Source organism: Bacillus sp. es.036 (genome assembly GCF_002563635.1).
Taxonomy (GTDB): Bacteria; Bacillota; Bacilli; order Bacillales; family Guptibacillaceae; genus Guptibacillus.
Genome location: NZ_PDIZ01000001.1, coordinates 3,224,829 through 3,247,071, shown reverse-complemented (window position 1 = coordinate 3,247,071; position 22,243 = coordinate 3,224,829). Strand labels below are relative to the sequence as shown.

General features: G+C 34.6%; 15 protein-coding genes and 4 pseudogenes. 13 read left to right on the top strand and 6 right to left on the bottom strand.

The genetic code is table 11. The features are described 5' to 3' along the window. Positions 1–32: 32 nt before the first annotated feature. The 5 genes from ATG70_RS16285 (at position 33) to ATG70_RS16265 (ending at position 6,182) form a co-directional block, all read left to right on the top strand. Positions 33–1,133 (top strand): glycosyltransferase family 4 protein, encoded by a 1,101-nt coding sequence (locus tag ATG70_RS16285; protein WP_098445303.1) that lies wholly within the window; start codon positions 33–35, stop codon positions 1,131–1,133. Positions 1,134–1,173: 40 nt separating this feature from the next. Further along, the gene (locus tag ATG70_RS16280; RefSeq protein ID WP_179886307.1) at positions 1,174–1,968 is read left to right on the top strand and encodes a glycosyltransferase family 2 protein; all 795 of its coding nucleotides are present in this window, start codon (positions 1,174–1,176) and stop codon (positions 1,966–1,968) included. Between the two features lie 410 nt (positions 1,969–2,378). Continuing rightward, positions 2,379–3,452 (top strand): EpsG family protein, encoded by a 1,074-nt coding sequence (locus tag ATG70_RS16275; protein WP_098445301.1) that lies wholly within the window; start codon positions 2,379–2,381, stop codon positions 3,450–3,452. 137 nt (positions 3,453–3,589) lie between these two features. Next, positions 3,590–4,702 carry a polysaccharide pyruvyl transferase family protein gene (locus ATG70_RS16270; protein WP_098445300.1) on the top strand — a complete coding sequence of 371 codons (1,113 nt, stop codon included), beginning with the start codon at positions 3,590–3,592 and terminating at the stop codon, positions 4,700–4,702. A 67-nt stretch (positions 4,703–4,769) separates the two neighbouring features. Next, positions 4,770–6,182 carry a lipopolysaccharide biosynthesis protein gene (locus tag ATG70_RS16265; RefSeq protein ID WP_098445299.1) on the top strand — a complete coding sequence of 471 codons (1,413 nt, stop codon included), beginning with the start codon at positions 4,770–4,772 and terminating at the stop codon, positions 6,180–6,182. Positions 6,183–6,294: 112 nt separating this feature from the next. Here ATG70_RS16265 and ATG70_RS22995 read toward each other — a convergent pair whose 3' ends face one another. Beyond that, positions 6,295–6,381 carry a hypothetical protein gene (locus tag ATG70_RS22995; protein WP_373560790.1) on the bottom strand — a complete coding sequence of 29 codons (87 nt, stop codon included), beginning with the start codon at positions 6,379–6,381 and terminating at the stop codon, positions 6,295–6,297. A gap of 126 nt (positions 6,382–6,507) precedes the next feature. On the opposite strand from ATG70_RS22995, the gene ATG70_RS16260 reads away from it, so the two are divergent. Continuing rightward, complete coding sequence (locus tag ATG70_RS16260; RefSeq protein ID WP_098445298.1) at positions 6,508–7,284, top strand: hypothetical protein; 777 nt, start codon at positions 6,508–6,510, stop codon at positions 7,282–7,284. Positions 7,285–7,631: 347 nt separating this feature from the next. Here the strand turns inward: ATG70_RS16260 and ATG70_RS16255 are convergent. After that, positions 7,632–7,793 (bottom strand): annotated as a pseudogene (locus ATG70_RS16255) (ATP-binding protein); the annotation flags it as partial. A 464-nt stretch (positions 7,794–8,257) separates the two neighbouring features. Between ATG70_RS16255 and ATG70_RS16250 the strand changes: the two are divergent. From ATG70_RS16250 to istB, 4 genes and pseudogenes are all read left to right on the top strand, one after another. After that, on the top strand, positions 8,258–8,788 hold the full coding sequence (locus tag ATG70_RS16250; protein ID WP_306472718.1) for a transposase: 531 nt from the start codon (positions 8,258–8,260) through the stop codon (positions 8,786–8,788). Between the two features lie 684 nt (positions 8,789–9,472). After that, positions 9,473–9,652: pseudogene (gene tnpA, locus ATG70_RS22590) on the top strand (IS66 family insertion sequence element accessory protein TnpA); the annotation flags it as partial. 245 nt (positions 9,653–9,897) lie between these two features. Further along, positions 9,898–11,442 (top strand): annotated as a pseudogene (istA, locus tag ATG70_RS16245) (IS21 family transposase). Further along, positions 11,442–12,205, top strand: a pseudogene (gene istB / locus ATG70_RS16240) (IS21-like element helper ATPase IstB). The pseudogenes istA and istB overlap by 1 nt, the downstream one beginning before the upstream one ends. Before the next feature lie 305 nt (positions 12,206–12,510). Here the strand turns inward: istB and ATG70_RS16235 are convergent. Further along, positions 12,511–13,971 carry an ankyrin repeat domain-containing protein gene (locus ATG70_RS16235; protein ID WP_098445297.1) on the bottom strand — a complete coding sequence of 487 codons (1,461 nt, stop codon included), beginning with the start codon at positions 13,969–13,971 and terminating at the stop codon, positions 12,511–12,513. Between the two features lie 762 nt (positions 13,972–14,733). Between ATG70_RS16235 and ATG70_RS16230 the strand changes: the two genes are divergently transcribed. Together ATG70_RS16230 and ATG70_RS16225 are read left to right on the top strand one after the other, a co-directional pair. Further along, the gene (locus tag ATG70_RS16230; RefSeq protein WP_098445296.1) at positions 14,734–16,293 is read left to right on the top strand and encodes a YifB family Mg chelatase-like AAA ATPase; all 1,560 of its coding nucleotides are present in this window, start codon (positions 14,734–14,736) and stop codon (positions 16,291–16,293) included. Positions 16,294–16,313: 20 nt separating this feature from the next. Next, the gene (locus ATG70_RS16225; protein ID WP_098445295.1) at positions 16,314–17,090 is read left to right on the top strand and encodes a transposase; all 777 of its coding nucleotides are present in this window, start codon (positions 16,314–16,316) and stop codon (positions 17,088–17,090) included. A gap of 313 nt (positions 17,091–17,403) precedes the next feature. Here ATG70_RS16225 and ATG70_RS16220 read toward each other — a convergent pair whose 3' ends face one another. From ATG70_RS16220 to ATG70_RS16210, 3 genes are read right to left on the bottom strand one after another with little or no spacing between them, the layout of a single operon-like run. Continuing rightward, positions 17,404–18,204, bottom strand: a complete 801-nt coding sequence (locus ATG70_RS16220) for a TasA family protein (protein ID WP_098445294.1) — start codon at positions 18,202–18,204, stop codon at positions 17,404–17,406. 57 nt (positions 18,205–18,261) lie between these two features. Next, positions 18,262–18,837: a signal peptidase I SipW gene (sipW, locus tag ATG70_RS16215; RefSeq protein WP_373560789.1), complete on the bottom strand. Its 576-nt coding sequence runs from the start codon at positions 18,835–18,837 to the stop codon at positions 18,262–18,264. Between the two features lie 29 nt (positions 18,838–18,866). Continuing rightward, the gene (locus ATG70_RS16210) at positions 18,867–20,018 is read right to left on the bottom strand and encodes a hypothetical protein (RefSeq protein ID WP_098445292.1); all 1,152 of its coding nucleotides are present in this window, start codon (positions 20,016–20,018) and stop codon (positions 18,867–18,869) included. A 1,032-nt stretch (positions 20,019–21,050) separates the two neighbouring features. Here ATG70_RS16210 and pgsB point away from each other — a divergent pair. Continuing rightward, positions 21,051–22,232 (top strand): poly-gamma-glutamate synthase PgsB, encoded by a 1,182-nt coding sequence (pgsB, locus tag ATG70_RS16205; protein WP_098445291.1) that lies wholly within the window; start codon positions 21,051–21,053, stop codon positions 22,230–22,232. Positions 22,233–22,243 lie beyond the last annotated feature (11 nt).

Below are 22,243 nucleotides of genomic sequence, written 5' to 3'. Positions count from 1 at the left end.
AATTTAATTAGAAGTGAGGAGGGAGTAGTTAAATGAAAATATTATATGTAGCAACAATCTCAAATACTATAAATAGGTTTTTGATTCCACACATTGAGCTATTGCTAGATCATGGGCATCAAGTGGATATTGCTTGTAATATTGATAGTGAAATAAGTAATAGATTAACAAAACAGGGATGTAAGGTAATTAATATAGGTTTTCAACGCTCCCCCCTATCGAAACAAAACTATAGTGCATATAAACATTTAAAAATGCTTATACAGGAAGAAAAATATAATATAGTTCACACTCACACTCCTATTGCATCAGCTTGCACGAGACTTGCATGTAAAAAACTTCAAGATGTAAAAGTGATTTATACAGCTCATGGGTTTCATTTTTTTAAAGGAGCTCCTTTAAAAAATTGGTTAATATATTATCCTATCGAGAGGATCTTAGCCAGATATACTGATTTATTGATTACTATTAATAAGGAAGATTATGATAGAGCAGAAAAATTTTTAAGTGTAGGAAAAGTAGAATATCTTCCTGGAGTTGGGATAGATACTCAAAGGTTTAATGAAGTGGTAGTGGATAAATTATCTAAGCGCAAGGAATTAGGTGTCCCCAAAGATGCTGTTCTTTTACTTTCTGTTGGTGAACTTAATAAAAACAAAAATCATCAAACTATAATTAGAGCAATAGGAATGTTGAACAACCCTGATATTTATTATGTAATATGCGGAGCGGGGAAATTAAAAGACGACTTAATAGAACTTTCCCAATATTTAGGTATTGAGGAACGGGTTAAAATAATTGGGTATCGTGAAGATATCGATGAAATTTTAAAGGTTGCAGATATATTTGCCTTCCCGTCGTTTAGAGAAGGACTATCTGTAGCATTAATGGAGGCTATTACTTGTGGTCTACCGGTTATATGTTCAAATATTAGGGGGAATAACGATTTAATTAAAAGTGGTGAAGGAGGGGTGCTTGTTAAACCAGACGATGTTAAAGGGTTTGCTAATAGCATTGATAGAGTTCTATTAGATACTGGGAAGAGAATGTCTTTGAGTAATAAAGAGAAGACTAAGATTATTGATGTTAACAATATACTAAAAAGAATGCAAGAAATATATTCGAATTTTTAAAATGATTTATAAAAAAGAACGATTTGAAAGGATATGTGCTATGCCGAAGGTATCAGTAATCATGGGAGTTTATAATGGAGCTAGAAGTATAAACAAGGCTATCGAGTCAATAATAAATCAAACTTTTACGGATTATGAATTTATTATATGTGATGATGGTTCTAACGATAATAGTATCGAACTGATACAAAAATTTGCTGATAGAGATGGAAGAATAAAGCTTATCCAAAATCGGAATAATCAGGGTCTTGCTCAAACTCTTAATAATTGTTTGAATGTAGCTACAGGTGAATATATTGCTAGAATGGATGATGACGACTTATCCTATCCAGATAGGTTTGCTAAACAAGTAGCTTTTTTAGATTCTAACCCAAATTATGCAATCGTAGGGACGAGTCGAAATCTATTTGATGAAAGCGGTATTTGGGGTAGAAGTATAAAAGAGGGCGAGAGAACAATTCTTGATATATTTCTTGGAAGGACCTTTACCCATCCATCTATAATGATGCGAAGAAAAGAAGTTCTAACTGTTGGAATGTACACTACTGGTACTGACACAGAAAGGACTGAGGATTATGACTTATGGTGTAAAATGTATGAAAAAGGCTACAAGGGTTATAATTTAAGAGACGTACTTTTCGAATATTATGAAGCAAGGGATTCTTATAGTAAAAGAAAATTTAAATATAGAGTTTGTGAATATAGATTAAAAAAGAAGTGGAGAAAAAAGCTCGGTTTACCAGTGAAATACGAAATATTCGCTTTCAGATCACTTCTTGTCGGGATAATTCCTGTGAAAATTTTAATGAAATATCATGAAAAAAAATTTAATTAGAGAGTTAAATAGTGATTTTTGAGAAAAGAATTCGATTTTAAGATGCAATTATAATTATAAGAAGATTTAAAAGTGTTAATCATATGTGTAATCTGGGTGATGGGTAAGCTATTGGCATCATATTACAGAATCCACAAATAAGATATTGGGAATTACCTCTTGTGTAAAATTCCCACATAAAAATTTAATTCAACAAGCAGGTTCAGCATTTTTACTAATATGAAATTTAAATAGAAATCTTTATTTACTATACGCTTTCTTCTCAATTTTTACACTATCTGATTAAAGGAATCATTAGTTAAAAATATTTATTAATTAATTGAAACTAGTATAATACTAGAAATAAACTTAGTCCTTATTTTTAATAATGTAATTAATGTATAAAAGTAGCACTTTGAAAGGAAATAAAAATGTTAATTTTTTTTCTAATTATGTTATTATCTTTAACTTTACTATCAGCTCAACCTAATTCTATATTAAATAATAAATATAATGTTTATGTGATTTTATTTTGTTTAATATTGTTTATTACATTTAAAATTGGAGCTTTAGAAATTGATAGCACAAATGATATGCCAATATATTTTCAAGATTTTTTAAATTATCATCAACTTTCGTTATTTGAAGCCTTAGATTATTCAGACAAAGAGCGATTGTTTACTATTATGCAATGGACATTTTCTAAAATTTCAATATCACCTATTTTTTTTAAAGTAGCCTCTTGGCTTTTATTTATAACACTTTTTTTAATTTCTTTAAAGAAAATCTTTAATCCTTATCAGATATTAGCCATTCTAATCGGTTATATTACAAATTTTATTTTTTTTGCTTATATTCTCAATACAATGCGACAAGGTTTAGCGATAAGTATACTATTTATTGCCTTATTAATTCTAATCAGCGGGAAAAAACAAGATAAAACATTTTACATAGCGATTATCTGTGCACCACTAGTTCATGTTTCTGCACTACCTTTATCGTTAGCGTTATTTGTATTAAAAATATTCGATGTTAAATTAAGGAGTTTAATTACCATATGGATTTTTTCAGCATTATTATTTTTAACTCACTTAAATAAAGTAGTGTTAGGGGTAGTTGGAGATATTTTTATAAGTTCATATTCAGATGGGTCACTGTTAAATGTATATACTGGTGGAGTTAATCGTCTAGATTTTTTTGTTTTTAGTATGGTGTTTTTATTGTGGGGGCTTTGGATACGTAGACTCTTAAAGTATAAAGTTAATTTTAATATGTATAACAAACTACTTAAGATATATGTAATGTTTAACATTTACTTTTTATTATTAGGATTTGTTACCTATTCAGATAGAATAGCAGCTTTCTCTTGGTTTTTAATACCACTTCTAATTTTATTGCCTTTAACAACTTTAAAGCAATATAATCCATTACTTACTAGTTTAGTATTGTTAATACTTCTTTTGATAGGATTTTATAATGGTTCGGTAGATATATTAATTAGTTAAATGCCGATCACATTTTAATGGATACTTTTGTAATCCATTAATTGTAGACTATCAGTGAAGGATTTTCTTTAAATTAAATATTATATAATTCATAAAATAAGCATTGTTAATATAAAAGAGTTGCAAAGGGGAAAACAATGATTTCTAATATGAAAGAGATTCTAAAGAAAAACAAATTTTTATATAACGTACTTAAGCCACTGAGTGATTCAATCATTTTTAATATTGATTGTCAGTATCAGATAATTAAGGGGAAAAATAATACCTCATCTTTTGAAGTGAAAGATAAAAATATTTTCTTGTTGCAGACTCCAACAGGCGGGAATCTTGGAGACCAAGCAATTGCTCATGCTACAAAAACTTGGATTAGAAATAACTTCAACGAATATAACCTCATTGACATACCTGAGAATAGTTTTTACTACTTATATCCATCAATTGTAAAAAAAATCAAAAAAGAGGATTTGATTTTTATTCAGGGTGGTGGGAATTTAGGAGATTGGTATATTAAGACTGAAAAAACCAGACAATTTATCGTTAAAAAATTTAAAGAAAATTTAATTGTCCAGATGCCCCAGAGTATAGAGTTTAGTAACAAGTTAACGGGAAATGTCTTATTTCAAAAAGCAAAAAAAATATATAATAATCATAGCAACATAGTAATTGCTGCACGTGATGAAAATAGTTTCACCTTTTCTAAAAATAACTTCAGTAATGCAAAAACAATTCTTGTACCTGATATAGTCTTATCATATTTTGACAATGTAAATAATAAAGGAATTAATCGAAATGGAATTTTGGTGTGTTTAAGAGACGATAAAGAATCTGCTGTAGAAAGTAAAAAACTAAGTATCATAGACTTTTTTAAAAATAATTTCGATATCAAGGTAACAGTGCAAGATACAGAAATAGGGAAAAAAGTGATGAAAAATGAAAGAGAAAAATACGTTCACGAAATGCTTACTAATTTTTCATCACATGAGGTAATAGTAACAGATAGATATCATGGTATGATTTTTTCCGCTTTAACTACAAGCCCTTGCATAGCATTAGACATAAAAGGACATAAGATAAGAAGCGGACTTAAATGGATCAAAAATAATGACGGTATAATTGAGTCTAAAGGAAAATTCTTAAAAGAAGTTGCTGAAATGAAAAATAAAAAAAACATAAAAAAGCTAAACTATACTTCATACTATATGCAGTTTAAGAATGAAATTCATCAAAGCATAAAGTCGAATAATCATTAAGAATATTGCTGGTATAATCGTTAATGAAAACAGATTGATATAAGAATGAGTAAGGTTGATTAAAGTAATGAATAAATATAAAAAATTGTTTAATAATTCACTAATATATGCTGTAGGTAATCTAGGAACTAAACTCTTAATTTTATTTTTAGTTCCTCTATATACGTATTATCTTACTACAAGCGAATTTGGTATGGTCGATCTCTTCACAACTACTACAAGTCTTTTAATTCCGTTAATTACTTTAAGTATATTTGATTCAGTATTCAGGTTTGTCATGGATAAAAATTATGATAAGGAAACAGTATTAATTAATGCATTAATAGTTACAATTATTGGTATTACCATGTTGTGTGCATTATATCCGGTAATGGTAATGATCTTGCCATTCAAAGGCTATATTTACTATTTCTATTTATTATTATTAGTTCAATCAATTTTTTCTACTCTTTCACAATATATAAGAGCAAATGGAATGGTTAAATTATTTGCTATTACTGGAATTATTAATGCATTATTTTTATTAATTTGTAATGTGCTTTTCCTTGTTATTTTTCATAACGGTATCGATGGGTATTTACAGTCGCTTATTATTGCTTATATGGTAAGTAGTTTTTTCGCTATTATTGTGGGAAAAGTTTATAAGGATTTTAAAATTAAAAAGACGAATATTAAAATAATGAAAGAGATGTTACATTACAGTGTTCCCTTAATACCTAATGCCATGATGTGGTGGATTATGAGTTTTTCAGATAGATACATCATTTCGTTTTTTTTAGGCTTGAGTGCGAATGGGCTATATGCTCTTGCAACTAAAATACCCAGTATTTTAAATATAATTAATTCAATATTTTTTCAAGCATGGCAGATGGCAGCTATTGAAGAAGTTAATTCTGAAAGCAAATCTAAATTTTTTTCGAATGTTTTTAATTGGTTTTCTATAATTATGTTAATAGCAGCTTCTTTAATACTTGTACACTTGAAAATAGTAGTCGGTTTTTTTGTAGCGTCAGAATACTTCAAATCTTGGGAATATGTTCCTTTTCTATTGTTAGGTGCAGTTTTCTCAAGTTTTTCTGGGTTTTTAGGTACAAATTATATAGCAGCGAAAAAAACATCAGGAGTTTTTAAAACATCAGTTATTGGAGCAGTAATAAATATGATAGCAAACATTATTTTAATTCCATATATAGGGATAAATGGTGCCTCCATTGGGACGATGCTTAGCTTTGCTGCAATTTGGTTATTCAGAATATATGACACTAAAAAATTTGTAAATATACAAATTAATGTAAAAAAAATACTCTTGTCTTTGATTGTTATATTTATTCAAATCGCAGTATTATATAAAGGTTTTGAATTTGAATACTTAATAGAAATCTGTTTGTTTATGGTTCTTATTTTAGTTAACTATCATGAAATTAATATCTTGGTAGTGAAATGTAAGCAAATATTATTCAAGAGAGAAAGTAACCTTTAGGTTCTTGACTAATTGTCAATAACAGCTTTAAATTTCCTAATGTTAGCGACTATTAGCAGGCTGTATGCCAGCTTTTACTTTTTCTCTTAATCTGTTAGATCCTCCCTTGATATTAAATATAGTAGAAGTGGTGAACGATTCGGTCTAACATAAAAATCTGGACCCATTCAATGCAAAACTTGTTTGAAGTTAAGATCATAGCCCCTTGTTCGTATCTTTTTGACTTCAATGTTTGATTAATTCTATTCATTTATTGTTGATTGATAATAAAATTTAGCATTAACCAAAAACTAATATATGGTAAAATTGTTTGGGAGATGACAATATGACTATCTCAATACAAGAAGTGTTTTCTTTACTAAAAATCCCCACAGTTATCTTAACCATACTAATGATATTTATAAAAATAAATCCTATTACTTTAATTTCTTCAAGTGTTGTTGAGATGAGGGTTGCAACTAAAGAAAAGAGATTCTTAATAACAACTATCAGAACGATTGGTGAAATCCTATTTTACACTCTTATCGTATTTCTTATTACAGATTCTATTTTTAAGAATTACTCGGTATACAATGTTTATATTGCAATTATTCTGTTCATCTTCAGTATAATCATGTTTACGTGGATGATTATACTAGAGAATAAAGGAATAACGCTACATTCGTTGATCGAAAATTATGACAATACCCGAAAAATAGTTTGTTTTATTCTATTCTCTTTATCATTCTTGAACATTTTTTTTATGCCTGCATATTACTTTGGAACTAAAATTTACTCACAGGTAGCTTTAGAGAAAAAGATGATGGAAAATAATTATGAAATCTTAGTAATCCTGTTGGTTATTTACTTTCTATATATAGTTTTTATTTACTTTCCAGTAATCAAAACATATTACAATTTTTTTAGTTTGAAAAACTCTCAAACTAAAACGATCTCAATTACCATCAATAGTGAAATTTGGTATGTTTTCCATCCTATAAATAAAAAGTTTTTTTTAATAGGTAATAATCCAATTTTAAATCAATGTACAGAAATCTCTTTTATAGAAAAAGAAAATCTCTTTAAAGAAGTTTTAGTAGTCGATAGGGTGATTGAAAGTTAGATGGGAAATGAATCAGAGGGACATGGGGACAGGTTGAAGCCACTGAAAAACGACTCCTAAAAATTGAAAAAATATAAAATAATAAAGAAAAAGCCCCCAAATTTGGTAAGATAGAATGGACTAGAAACCATCAACCAAATTGGAGGCTTTTTCTTATGCTCACTCATAATAAGCAAGCTAGTTTATATTCCATATTATATAATAAAATCCCCGAAAATCATACGCTTAAAGTCATTAATGAAGCCATTGATTTTAGCTTTATTAACGAATTACTTGAAGATTCTTATTCTAAATTGTCAATAACGGTTTAAAATTCCCTAATTTCAACGGAAACAAATTCCCTAATATTAGCGCATCTTAGCTGGCTGTATGCCAGCTTTTACTTTTTCTCTTAATCTGTAAGATCCACCTTTGATATTAAATGTAGTAGAGTGGTGAACAATTCGATCTAACATGGCCGTAGCCAGCACATCGTCACCAAAAATCTTTCCCCATTCTACGTAAGATTTTCTAATCCTGAGGGTTTCATTTGGTATGTGGTCCTCATCTGCATATTTTTTTGCGGTGCGCCAGTTAGCCCCTAATATTTTCTGTATTTGGGAGATTGATAGACCTTTGTTGTTTCTTAAATTTTTGATACAATTAACATCAGACATTGCTAGCATCCTTCCATTACCTCCACGTATTGATTCGACACCAATTACGTTAGAGGGACTTGGGGTGACTGGCAAGTCTTTTTTTTATGCCCTTATTAAAATAAGTGCAGGACTCTGCATTTTTCTGTTGCAAAGGTCTGCACTTCTATATTGCAATAAACACAGAGGTACAGAGTCTTGTGCTTTCACACAGAAGTGTTGGCAGCACACATGCATACTCCCGATGTCATCCTTCTTTCCAGTTTTATCGATTTAAAAGTGATTTTGTAGAAGGATTCTTTGTGTTCGTGTCTAATAAATAAAGGTGCTTCCGTTTAGTGATTACACTAGACATTCCTCTTCCCTTTTTTTTAGAAGTACCTCTAGTATCCAGCCACTACATTTATTTTCTTTTTAATATTTCCTTTCTTAGAATTCCAAACTCGCATCCAATTCCGTTCTTAATAACGGACAAAAAAGGTGATGTGAATCTGCCAAGAAAAGCTAGAAAGAAAAGTAGCTCGGGGGTCTATCATGTTGTATTTAGAGGGATCAACCGTCAGACGATTTTTGAAGATGAGGAAGACAAGGAAAAATTTTTAGAAATCCTTGCCCGATACAAAACCAAAAGTGGCATTGAACTATACGCCTACTGCTTAATGGACAATCATGTACATCTATTGGTAAAAGAGACAGAGGAGAGCCTTTCAATGTTTATGAAGAGGGTAAGTTCGAGTTACGTGTACTGGTACAATCGGAAATATAGAAGATGTGGGCATCTATTTCAAGAGAGATTTAATAGCGAGAACGTGGAGAGTGACGCCCACTTGAATCACGGGGACGGTTCTCGTGATTCTATATTGCAATAATAGCTTAGTAGAGCCAAAGTCTATAGACGTAGCAATGCTATATTATTGATCGGCCTATGCCATTGTAAAGACCAAACCCCGATATAATAAACTAGCACAATAAGTTGCAAGTCTATTAAACCGGAGTTTTTAGTGTTAAGTATCAAGGGGTGGTTATAACTATTGACTCTCGTTGCAAACAACCAGGTTATTAAACAAACGTTTGATTGAATGGTTTTTTGAAAGGGACACAGGATAGATCCACCCCTGCCATCTTTTTGATCCACTAATTACACAAAATTGACCCACTCGTGCCAATAGTGATTCACTATCACATTCCCACAACTTCCAAACAACCACACATTGAAACAAACATTTGGAATCACTGGGACGGTTCTCGTGATTCATTTCCCAATATAATTTCCACAAATATCATTCAAAAAGAAACCCAGGTAAACTAATCATAAAATGGATAGTTTACCTGGGTTTCTTTTTGTTTATAGGTGTGAATCAGCATAACTGTCCCGATAATTCGCAATAATAAGTTGTTGCCGTTTTTTATTTCAATAAATTAAGAACTTCTCCAGCTTGCTGTTTCGTAAGCGCCAAACGAACGACACCTTCTTCTTTGAAAAGGTTCATGCGATACTCTGATTAATCAATCCACTTCAGAAGTGTGGCTATGAATCGTGAGAAAAGTATCAACTATGGATAAATCGTATGGAAGACTTCGACGCTAGCGGACAACCGATTCAAGAATGGGTGTCTACCCAAGAAGGAATCAGTGTTTATCAATTTCATTACTGGCGAAAAAAATTCAAAGAAGAAGATAGAGGAATCACGGGGACGGTTCTCATGATTCACTTCAAAGTTACAGAGCAATAAATGAATCAATGGTGGTTTATAAAGAGCGCTACTAAGTTTCTCATGGTTTTACTACATGTGTCACAGAAAACCAAGCGGCTAATCATATCTTTGATTAGCCGCTTGGTTTTTTGTTGTAAACGCTAGAATAAAGTTGACAGTTTTCGCTTGATTAGATTTTACACTTTTGCTCTATCAGCCTAATACTCTAGTAAAATAGTTTGTGATGTTATTTACTGGAGGTTAGGATTTTGGAGGAGAAATTAGTGTTATATATTAAAATTCAGGAATTACATAAACGAAAATTTAAAGTAGCACAAATGGCTAAGGAGCTTAAGATCTCAAGACCAACTGTCTATAAATATTTGGAGATGACCTTTGAGGAAGCAAAAGCTTACACTGAACAGCCTCTTGGGCGGAAAAAGAAATTAGACAACTACAAAGACTGAATACTTGCCTGGTTAGAAGAATACCCTCATCTGAGTGGTGCACAAATTCATGATTGGCTTCTGGAGAGATATCCCGACCTCGTGGTCGGTGGAAGTACTATGAGATCTTATGTGAGAGAAGTTAGGGAAATTCATCAGATTGAGAAGAAGAGTATTGTTCGTCACTATGAAGCAGTTCCTGAACAACCAAGGGGAAAACAACTTCAGGTAGACTGGGGCGAAACAAAGCAGAAGACTACTGACAATAAAGAGCTCAAGCTGTATTTCATTGCGTTTGTCCTCGCTCACTCAAGACAGAAATACATGGAGTGGCAGACAAGGCCGTTTACTACGAGAGATGCGATCCGGTGTCACGAAAATGCATTCCAATTTTACGGAGGACGAACAGAAGAAATCGTATATGATCAGGATCACTTAATCACAGTTAGTGAGAATGCAGGTCAGCTGCTTTTAACATCTGAGTTTCAAAGTTATGTGAATGAACGTAAGTTTAAAGTTCACTTGTGCAGAAGAGCTGATCCGGAGTCTAAGGGTATGATTGAAAATGTCGTGAAGTACATAAAAGGCAACTTCGCAGATAGTCGAGTCTTCAGTGACATAGAGGATTGGAATCACCGAGCATTACAGTGGCTCCAGCGTACTGGGAACCATCAGGTTCACCAAACAACGAAAAAAAGACCAGCAGAAGTGTTTCTCCTCGAAAAGCAACACTTACAGCCAGTCTCTTCGTTACTTTCATATGAAAGTACCAATAACAAAAGTATAACAAGAAGCGTAAGCAAGGACAACACAATCCGTTATAAGTCAAACCGTTATTCCGTGCCACTTGGGACTTATCAAACTAACTCTGAGAATCTTGTTTTCATTGAAGTAAAAGGTGATGAAAAACAAACGCTCGTGATTCGAAAGCAAGCAGTGGGTGAAGCTATTGCCGAGCACGGCATTAGTTTTGGAAAAGGAAAGCTCATTCAAAACCGCAATCATACCCGTGATCGTTCAAAAGGGATTGAAGCGTTTAAACAACGTCTGATTTCCTTTTTCGAAGATCAGAATCAGGCAGGAGCCTATTTTGATGAAATTAGCCAACGATACCCAAGGTATCGTCGAGATCAGTTCGCAATCATTCATCGTGTAATTCAACAGTATCCAACATCTATCAATTCAGTGATGACCAAGTGTGTGACAGAAAAACTGTATAGTGCTAACGATTTTCGCGATATCGCCTATCACCTTCATACAACGAGTCATCTGCCCGTTCACGAAATAGAATCCTTTAATTCTAACCCGGTAAAACATTCTAATATCGTGGCCTCTACCCGTTCTCTAAACACGTATACTAGCATTTTAGGAGGTCGGGCATGATGAATAAGACTGTGACTGAATTACAAAATCAATTCCGTCAGTTAAGACTTTCAGAAACCGCGGAGGAGCTCCCACAGCTTCTTCGAGAAGCTGAAAAAACTTCATGGACCTACTTAGAATTCTTAGAATCTATTACGCGATATGAACTAGCAAAACGTGAAGCGAAAAGCCTTGATAAAAGAATGAAATGGGCACGCTTCCCTTTCGTTAAGTCATTAGATGAGTTTGAACTGGAAGGGCAAAATGTTCTGACAGCACGACAGCTAACACAACTCAGAGAGTTAAGCTGGCTGGAACAGCAGTACACTTAATTCTACTGGGGCCACCTGGCATTGGGAAAACTTACATCGCCATTGGACTGGGACTCGAGGCCGTTTACAGAGGGTTCAATGTCTATTTCGCTTCAATGGGCGAGCTAGTACAGATCTTAAAGACAGAAGAATATCTGAACAAATCAAAGGTACAACTCAAACGACTTAGAAGTGCTGATCTTGTGATTATAGATGATTTAATGTATATGGCAATGGATCAAAGAGAAGCAAACTTATTCTTTCATTTGATCAACCATTTATACGAACGAAGTTCGATCATCCTTACCTCAAATAAAAGTCCAGATGAGTGGGGTAATTTAATTGGGGACCAAGGCATTACAACAGCTATTTTAGATCGATTACTTCATCGTGTCGAAGTCATACATGGTGGAGAAAATGAGGAAAGTCATCGTATGAAAAATCGGAGAAGCATATTTTCAGCAGAAGTGTAAAAAGGAAACGAGCAAAAAGTGTAAAATTCAACTTGACGTCTACATTTGTTAGGTGTAAGAGAGTGAATCTGCAGAACCGCCCTGGTTATTCAGGTATAACGGTGAGTGTTTTCGTTAGTTTTTGGTGTTTGGTACAAACAAGACTCAAGGGATTAGACCCTGTTTTGAACAGTATTGAATTGAGAACCACTAGGAATCACCATGACCGTTCTAGTGATTCATTTTTCTTCAGGATTCCTGGTGACACTCTTGGCATCGATCAATACACACAGGTAATAAAGAACCAATCCATTCTGATGATTATATTAATAGGCTAATTGTGAGTTTGGATACCTATCAACATATTTTTGCTCGACCTCACTTTTATGAACGCGTTTATAATGTTGGGTAACATAGCCATTTTTATCATAGTTGATTCCCCCAACTTTCTTCTTTTTGTACTTTACAGTGATAGTAGTGTCTGAGTTAAATATAAAGGTAATATTATCACATAATATCTGTTCTCCGCTAAAATCAATTTCGTTTAAATAAGTATCATGCTCTTCACCACTCCACTCAGTCTGAAAATCTAATCTCCAATAGGTGTCGCTGTTTCCATAGATGAAAATGTAACGATCATCATGAGTATTGTTGCCAAGATTATCAGTGCGCTCCCAGAACCCGATTAGTTTATTCATCGTTTCAATTCTTTTGTTAGTTAATTCTTCAGCTTCAATATTATTCTTTTCTTCCTCTCTATCAGATACAAGTTTTTCCTGGTTAAGTTTTTGCTTGCTTACGTTTGATTCATGTTCATCTTTAGAAATTCTTATATAATAATTGGGGCCTAACTTAATTTTATCTTCACCTATTATTACTAGTCCTTTGAAATTATTTTCTCTGTTTAATAAATTTTCAGATCGTTTAAAATCCTCAACTAGTGATTGTTGGAGCGTGGCGTTATTAACTTTTGTTAGCTGAAAGGTAGCAGCAATACTATCTTCTAAACTCCAATAGCCGATGTATTGATCAATATTCATTTCGACTAAGCTAATACTCCCGGATTTCTGTAACAGATCGATTATCTCAGTGTCATTATTGATAGACGCAATTTCAATAGGGTAGTTTCCTTCCTTATCTTTTTTATTAGGATCTGCACCTTTGTTTAGCAATAGTTCTGAGATTTCATAGTTATTCTTGTCGACCGCTTTCATAAGTGGAGTCACACCACTAACATTCGTAGCATTTATATCTTTTACATATTTAAGCATAAATTGAGTTAAATCATTATTGTTTTGTTCGATAGCAATGATTAGAGGAGTATTGCCATTACTCGTTAAATTCTCTGGGATTGCACCATACTTAAGTAATAATTCAATTATAGATTTATTATTATTTTCTAATGCAATCTCTAATGCAGTCTTGTTATTGTTAATCTGTTGGTTTGTATTGGAGCCACTCTCTAATAATAGTTTCACAAAGGGTTCAGAATTGAGGGTGGTTGCCTGGATTAAAGGAGTAGTGGTACTATTATCATCCAAAGCGTTTAGATTTGCTCCCAAATCTAAGATGGTTTTCACTAGTTCCATATCATCAGATTTTAATGCCTCTAACAGTACAGTATTTCCTGATTTATTTGGAAAGTTGACATCAATGTCACTTGATAGGAGTATTTCAATTAATTTGGCATTATTTTCTTTAACAGCTTTCGTTAAAGGAGTGTAGCCATCAGGTAATAATAGATTAGGAGAAGCGCCATAATCTATAAGATTAGAAACTAATTCCATATTGTTCTCTTTCGGAATCACGGGGACGGTTCTCGTGATTCTATATTGTAATAACAGCTTAAATAAAGCCAAAGATTATAGACGTAGCAATACAATATTATTGATCGGCCAATGCCATAGTAAGGATTAAACTCCGATATAAGAAACTAGCACAACAAGTTGCAAGTCTATTAAATTGGACTTTTTTTGTGTTAAGTATCAAGGAGCGGTTATAACTATTTACTCTCGTTGCAAACAAACAGGTTATTAAACAAACGTTTGATTGAATGGCTTTTTGTAACCGCTAAACTAGAGTTAACAGTTTTCAGCAAACAAGTTTTAATAGATTTTCCCAAATAAGAATCAACAGTTGCCGTTCAATCTAGCAACACTTTCAATATACTAAAAGTAGTTTATTGAAGGCGAGGACATAGGAGTGTAAAGATATAATCTATTATGAGATTCATCAATTGAAAATTGAAGGACTTCTTGCATGAAGGGAGAATACATTATTAATGCATCAACTACTCATTTAGAAACGATATTCTCCTATCCTAAATCCACGTTAAAATGATTAAGATGTTTGTTTTAACCTCTAAAATTAAATGTTACGAACACCACCAATGAAAGGGCTAAAATGTTTTAACCCTCATAACTCCTTCTTTATCCCAGTATCACAACCACTCCATACTATTATCTATGAATTACAGTCCCTCCCAAAAAGCCTTATAAAACCAACAATTAATGATAAAACAAGAAAATTAAATAAAAAGGAGCTAATCCATGTCCGCAAAAGTAACAAGCATCGGATTAAAAGGTTTAGAAGGTTACCGCGTTCAGGTAGAAGTACAAGTAACGGAAGGGATTGAGACCGTTATCATCGTTGGACTCCCGGATGCCTCTGTTAAAGAATCGAAGGAGCGGGTGTCGGCGGCGCTTTATAGTATAGGATTTCCTTTAGTGGATTCGAAAGTTGTGATTAACCTTTCTCCATCTGAGCAGAAAAAGAATGGCCCGTTATTTGATCTTCCTATCGCGATCGGTATTCTGAAAGAACTTAAAGCGATTAAGGACAAGATCCCTCTGAACACCGGATTTATTGGTGCACTATCTCTAGATGGTACGGTTCTACCGGTTGAGGGGATGATTGCCGCGATTTTAGCCGCGAAAAAGTTGCAGCTTCAAACGTTATTCCTTCCATTTGACCCCACAATTCCTTTGGTAGAAATTGACGAGCTGGAATTGGTATACATCCAGACAATACAGGACGTAGTCGATCTACTCTCCGGTCAACAGATCCTGTCAGTGAATAAGCCAAAAGAATCGACAGATGAACGCTTTCATTTTCAACGGAACTTCAATCAAGTAATCGGCCATGACTTCGCAAAGCGGGCATTAGAAATCGCCGCAAGCGGAGAGCACTATCTTCTCATGGATGGTCCGCCAGGCTGTGGAAAAAGTCTTTTAGCTGAAACGTTCCCATCCATCCTCCCGCCGCTATCAAAGGAAGCCCAACTTGAAAAGATCAGCTTATATCAATTAGCTGGCGCCCCATACGACTCGCTCACTTTGCCATCCTATCGTCACCCTCATCATTCAGCTTCATCTGTCTCAATCATTGGTGGAGGAACCAACCCGAAGCCCGGTGAAGTTTCGCTTGCTCACCGAGGTGTGTTATTTCTCGATGAACTAGGAGAATTCTCAAAGAAGACGCTCGATATGTTGAGGCAACCTATGGAGAATGAGAAGGTGACGATCAGCCGCGTCCATTCCACCATTACGTATCCTGCGAAATTTATCTTCATCGCTGCAATGAACCCCTGCCCATGTGGCTACTTTGATTCAAGCGACCACTATTGTACCTGTTCTGAAAAACAAATCAAAGCTTACAAAAGTCGTGTATCGGGTCCTATTTTAGATCGAATCGATATCCTACTCTCGTTAAAACCAGTGAATCTGAAAGGAAATCATTTTAGTGGTATCGAATCATCAGAAGAAGTGAAAAATCGTGTAATCGCTGCAAGAGAAAGGCAATACGCCCGCTACGGTAAAGAAATTTGCAACGGGAGCGTTTCATTTGAGCAACTCACAAGCAGTAGCCCTCTAACACCACTCCAGCAACAAAACCTCCAATCTTTATCAAGTGCACAGGGATTCAGCAATCGCGTGCAAATCAAAATCATTCGACTGGCGAGAACGATAGCTGATTTGAAAGGCGACGACATCATTTCAGATGAAGCCATTGAAGAAGCCCTTCTATTACGGAAACTATCTCTCCGTTCAATCCAATCCTTCCACAAAAAATCACTCACAGGAGAAAACCATAATGTGCACTACAAATAGAAACGTCATCGTCATTTGTCATGCCTCGTAAAGCGAGACAAAAAAGCCGTACAGGAATCTATCACATTATCTATAGAGGAGCAAACAGACAGGAAATCTTTCACGATAATGAAGATTGGCTTCAATTCCTTCAAACTCTCGAAAAGTACTCAACCCTGTACAAGGTTAAAATCTATGCGTGGTGTTTAATGAGCAATCACGTTCACCTTCTGCTGAAAGAAGGGAACGAAGACATTTCTATCACAATAAAGCGCATCGCCGTAAGCTTCGTCAAATACTATCATTTTAAATACAACACATCCGGCCATCTATTTGAGGATCGATTTAAAAGTGAGAATGTCGAGACAGTGGAGTATCTCCTTACCGTCGTTCGCTACATTCATCAAAACCCTCTAAAAGCTAGAATGGTAAGAACTCTGGATGAATGGGAGTGGAGTAGCTGTAGGGCGTATTATCAACTAACTTCAGTAACCCGTTTGGTAGATTGTAATTTGATATTAAACATGTTTGGAAAAGACCGAGCGATGGCTATTGAGAGGTTCAAGGAGTTTAACGAGACAGTAAACGACGATCGGTGTTTAGAGGATTTCGACTCTGAAAGGAAAAGGTTGACCGATGATGAAGCGAGAGTTGTGATTAAAGGATTACTTGGAAAGCTGGAAATCGCTCAGGTGAAAAGTTTGGCGAGAGAGAAACGGGATCCGATTTTACGAAGGTTGAAAGCTGTAGAGGGGTTATCGCAAAGGCAGATGGCAAGGATCTTGGGAGTTTCGCAGACTTTGATTTATAGGGCTTGAATTATTAAGTATGTATCGAATAATAGGTGATGTTTAATGGTTGTCATTTGGTATCTTTATTAATTATTATAATACAATGAATCCTCGTGATTTCGTACAAGGAAATGAATCGGTAGAACCGTCCAGGTGATTCATTAGGTCATTAGTCATTAACGAGTAAATTTGTACAACCATCGCAAAGTACTTGGATTTAGGTGAATTCAAAAGGAGTTCTCCTCAGTCGTTAGAGGAGAACTCCTTTAATTATTCTGCTGTTAAATGCTCGTTTAGAAAATGGAATTAATAAAACAGAGCAGATTAGCTCGTAAGCTTGTTAATCAGTTACTTCCTCAGAATCAGAAGTTCCAGTAGTTTTAGGGTTAGGAGTGTCGTTCGTTCCATCAGAAGAACTTTGTACGCCATTGTTTACAGCCCCGTTACCGTTATGAGAGTCGACGTTAACGCCATCCCACTGTGTAGCTTCTAGATTAAAGAAGAAGTCCACACTTGCATTCATGTATTTATTTTGAACATATTCTCCACCAGACTTAGTGTCAACATCTTTGAATGTAATTTGGATAAATACGTCATCAGTATCTGGAGGACTGACTGGAATACCACGGTCATCACCACTTGCAATGGAAGCAAGATTAATTCTATTGCCTACTACGTGATCCCCTTTAACTTTTGAAACATCCCCATTCACCAGATCTTTAAGTGTAAGTTTCTCACCTGACTTAATGACATCGCCTCTTGGCTGCCATTGATTAGTTTCAGTATCAACATTCATAAAGTCAATTTCAAACTGGTCAAGGAAATCATTTTTCGTTGAGTCGCCTTCTTCATCGCTAAAATTGCTTGCAGTTGCATCCATTAAGACGTCTTTAATCGCAAGAGATCCTGCATTGTTAAGAGTAAAGATCCTTTGAACATTATCGCCAGGTTTTAAATTCGATAAGTCAAAACTAATTGGTTTATTGCCTGATTTCCCCACTTTTAAATCAAGCTCTCCAGAGGCAAAATGATTGTTAATCGTAGCTGTGTCATTAAACGCAGCATATGTACCTCCCCCAACTAATGTAAGCCCTAGTGCCCCTGTCATAACGCCCATTGCTAATTTCTTTTTAATGCTCATTCTTTTTCCTCCCTAAAATAAGTTTATATTTTGAACCCCCTAAGGGATAACAAACCATTATGAACTAGTTTCAGATTTCGTTGCTTCAATTTCTTTACTATCTACAAATCTACTTAAAGTTAGCCAAATCGTAATGGCAGAGTAGAGTATTAAGAGGAGTCCAGGTACAATTAGAAGGTAAATGGCACCTGCTTTCGAATTGGCAAATGCAATCATTTTCCCTAAGTAAGGGATAGTGATTCCGGTATATTCACCCACCACGTTCTCTGCAAGTAACGGCTGCGTATCGGGTCCATCGTTGTTGTCACCTTTTGTTTCATAAATAACTGACTCGCCGTTTTTTTCTACTCCAATAATACGGTGGGTGACTAGCGTATTCTGATCCTGCATAAATGTAACAATGTCATCTTTCTGGAAGCTATTCTGATCAATATCTGGATCAACAGCTATGACAGAACCAGTTAGGAAAGTTGGTTCCATTGAGCCGGATAAAACTGTCTTAATTTGATATCCCAATATATTAGGTTCTCCTCCAGATGCTTTTGAAGAGATTACGATAAAGACCATACAGGCTAATGCAGCAAACAGAATAATATTGACAAAGGTACCAAGAGTGCTCAGCACTTTCTTCAAACTCATTTTTATACCGTCTCCTTCATGAGTTATTCTTGATTTTCATTTTCTGTAGAAGAAGCAGGGCTTTCTTTTACCACTTCTTCACTCACATCGTTTGGCGGTGTTTCGATATCTTGACCATCCGTAGACGAACCTTTCTCTTCTTCAGGAATTGTAGGTTCTGTGCTTGGATCTTCAGTTGAGTCGGTGTCCTTCTGAGGATTGTCTTTATTTTCTTCTTGTTGAGGTTTAGCTTCCTTAGTTACATCTTTAGAATTGCTGTTCGCTTTTGGAGGATTCGTCTCAGTGTCGGTAGTCTCACTCTCATTTTTTTGATCAATTTCATTGTCTTCTTTAACGGTGCTTTCATTTGCGATTTTTTCTTTTTCCGCCTTTTTTTGGAGTAAGATTGCTAGATTTTCTAGTTCTTCTATTTTGGCTTTAAGAACTTTGCTCTCTTGGCCAAGAATATTTAATACATCAGCTAGATCCTTAGTAATTTCTTGTTTCGTATTTTCATTAGTGCTCGATTGATTCTTGGGTGAAAGATCTAATAGTGTGGCAATCTCATTTTGATAAGTAGAGGGAAGGAAATTACTTTTTCTATAGTCATCGATTAGTTTCGTGCGAATTTCGGATTTATCAATTTTGGTACATTTTGAATCACCTGAATCATATTGTTTCAGCGTAGTAATCACTTTTTTCATGCCATCTAATTCATTTTGTAGGCTGATTTTGATCTCAGAGTATGTAAGATGTTGTTTATCTATTGCTTGTAATTCCTTTGTTAACGCTTTTATTTGAACTTCACTGTCACCAGATAATGTTATCAACTGTTCTGGAGTTGCATCTTGATCCACTGAATTGGATTCTTCAAACTCGAATGGCTCCTGCTCAAAAGTGTAAATGGCGTTACTAAGTTGAATGACTATTTGTAAATGTTGATCAAGCTCGTTGTAACTGTCCTGGATAGCAGAAGGAAATACCTCACATGTTTTAATTTGACCGCTAATAGATTCTGTATCACTGTAGGAGCTGTATGTTTGTCCAGTTATTTGAGCTAGTCCGCTGAGAATTAGCGCTGATAATGCGAAATTTATTGATAGCGCTTTTGGTATTTTGTAAGATATTTGTGGCTTATTTACAAGTCGTTGTGATTTTATCTTTCTTCTTTCCGATTTTTCTTTCAGAAGACCCACCCCATTCTACCTAATCCATACTCCAAAAGTCTTAGGTCGTTCGTTATAAAGAATGAATAAATAGAGTATATTATCCTCCTGTTCATTTGGAAAGTCTTAAATTCTATTAAAATTCTTTATAAAGAACAAAATAACTTCTATTTCCTTCCTTTTTCTGATTAATACTCAATATTTGGAATATACTAGATTTTTTGGTGGTTATTAAGTACTAGTGCGTTTGGGACTTAAGGAGGAGTTAGAGATGAAGTACATATTTAAAGAATCGTCGATTGGTTTATTGTGAATCGAGAATATGAATGCGATTGAGTGATCCTTACTTAATATTTTGCTACCTATTTAAAATGAAAAGTAAATGATCTCTATCGTTCGATCAACCGCGATGAATATGCAACATCGCGTCCCATAGTTGGAATACAGGAGCGAGACGATCGTTACAGTGTCAGAGACTATAGCGGAGGAAGTAGGGGGTTAAGATCATCCGGTCCAGAATAATAGAACACATTGGTTAAGGTGATAATATGTTCTTAGTATATCAAGCCCGTACTATAGCAAATGTTTATTGGTTATAACGAAGAAAGCTTTATAGAAAGATATTCTTTCTGTAATAACTGTTATTGGATCTCAGGAAGTTATTACTCGAGAAATAGACTACCTTTTATAATTACAAAAAAAGTAATAGATAAGACAATGTAATAAGTTACTGGCTAGTAGATGTATGTAAAATAAAATGTATGTAAAAATTGAAGTCATTAGTAAGAGTTCTAGTTAAAACAAATTATTATAAATGAGGCCTAAACTAAGCTTTTGGATGTATGTAAATGTAATTGTATATCTTTACACTATTCGACAAAAATAGCCTGTATCTCTGTAGAAGTGCTAGTGCTATTATAAGGAAGGTAGAAAAATGTAGAAAACCTATAGTATCTTTCGTTAAGCTGTTGTTTTTACGTCGGTGTTACCTTATAATGGACAACGTTTGGTAACAAGATGGAAAAACTATTTAAAACATGAACCTTCAGGAAGGAGAAGGAAATGCTACTTATTCCTTTTATATTGTGTCTCGTATTAGCTATTGGCATTTATGAGCACAGACAACATCAAAAAAACATTGAGAGTTTACCAGTTAGGGTGAACATTAATGGAATTCGAGGAAAATCAACTGTTACCAGGCTAGTGACAGGCGTACTTGTGGAAGCAAATATGCGAACAGTTGGGAAGACAACAGGTACGTCTGCAAGAATGATGTATTGGAACACAAGAGAAGAAAAACCAATCAAGAGAAGACTTGAAGGACCTAATATACGTGAACAGAAAATGGTTGTTAAAGAAGCCGCTGACTTAAATGCAGAAGCGTTAGTTAGTGAATGTATGGCGGTTAATCCAGACTATCAAGTAATTTTTCAAAAACAAATGCTTCAAGCGAATATTGGTGTTATTGTGAATGTTCTTGAAGACCACCTGGATGTCATGGGACCAACGTTAGATGAAGTGGCAGAAGCGTTTACTGCAACGATTCCATATAACGGGCATTTGATTATTACTGAATCACCTTATGAAGAGTACTACAAGGAAATTGCGAAGAAAAGAAATACAAAAGTTATTGTAGCCGATAACTCAAGAATTTCTGATGAATTTCTTCTGAAGTTTGAATATATGGTCTTCCCCGATAATGCCTCTCTCGCCCTTGCGGTTGCAGAAGCAATTGGTATTGACGAAGAAACCGCGTTTAAAGGAATGTTGAATGCTCAGCCAGATCCTGGCGCAATGAGAATTCTACCTCTAGGTAATCCAAATTCTCCTGCCTTTTTTGTGAATGGGTTCGCAGCGAATGACGCAGCATCTACGCTTAATATATGGGAGCGCGTCGATCAGCTAGGCTATCCTTCGAAAAAACCGATCGTGATTATGAATTGCAGAGAAGACCGCGTAGATCGTACAGAGCAATTTGCAAGAGACGTTCTTCCTTATATAGAAGCACACACGCTTGTATTAATTGGAGAAACGACAAGTCCGATTGCAAGTGCATTTGAGGCTGGAGTCATTCCAGCAGATCATTTACTTGATCTTGAGCATTATACAACAGATCAGATTTTTACTGAATTAGAGCCGTTTTTGAACGACAAGGTACTATATGGTGTGGGAAATATTCACGGGGCTGCTGAACCATTGATTGAAAAGCTCAATCAGTACAAGTTTAAGCAGCAAGTCAGCTAGGGGGAAGCATA

Excerpts from the sequence above, each read along its gene's own strand:
- ATG70_RS16285 (WP_098445303.1), top strand. The coding sequence starts at position 33 with ATGAAAATATTATATGTAGCAACAATCTCAAATACTATAAATAGGTTT.
- ATG70_RS16280 (WP_179886307.1), top strand. The coding sequence starts at position 1,174 with ATGCCGAAGGTATCAGTAATCATGGGAGTTTATAATGGAGCTAGAAGT.
- ATG70_RS16275 (WP_098445301.1), top strand. The coding sequence starts at position 2,379 with ATGTTAATTTTTTTTCTAATTATGTTATTATCTTTAACTTTACTATCA.
- ATG70_RS16270 (WP_098445300.1), top strand. The coding sequence starts at position 3,590 with ATGATTTCTAATATGAAAGAGATTCTAAAGAAAAACAAATTTTTATAT.
- ATG70_RS16265 (WP_098445299.1), top strand. The coding sequence starts at position 4,770 with ATGAATAAATATAAAAAATTGTTTAATAATTCACTAATATATGCTGTA.
- ATG70_RS22995 (WP_373560790.1), bottom strand. The coding sequence starts at position 6,381 with ATGATCTTAACTTCAAACAAGTTTTGCATTGAATGGGTCCAGATTTTT.
- ATG70_RS16260 (WP_098445298.1), top strand. The coding sequence starts at position 6,508 with ATGACTATCTCAATACAAGAAGTGTTTTCTTTACTAAAAATCCCCACA.
- ATG70_RS16235 (WP_098445297.1), bottom strand. The coding sequence starts at position 13,971 with ATGGAATTAGTTTCTAATCTTATAGATTATGGCGCTTCTCCTAATCTA.
- ATG70_RS16230 (WP_098445296.1), top strand. The coding sequence starts at position 14,734 with ATGTCCGCAAAAGTAACAAGCATCGGATTAAAAGGTTTAGAAGGTTAC.
- ATG70_RS16225 (WP_098445295.1), top strand. The coding sequence starts at position 16,314 with ATGCCTCGTAAAGCGAGACAAAAAAGCCGTACAGGAATCTATCACATT.
- ATG70_RS16220 (WP_098445294.1), bottom strand. The coding sequence starts at position 18,204 with ATGAGCATTAAAAAGAAATTAGCAATGGGCGTTATGACAGGGGCACTA.
- pgsB (WP_098445291.1), top strand. The coding sequence starts at position 21,051 with ATGCTACTTATTCCTTTTATATTGTGTCTCGTATTAGCTATTGGCATT.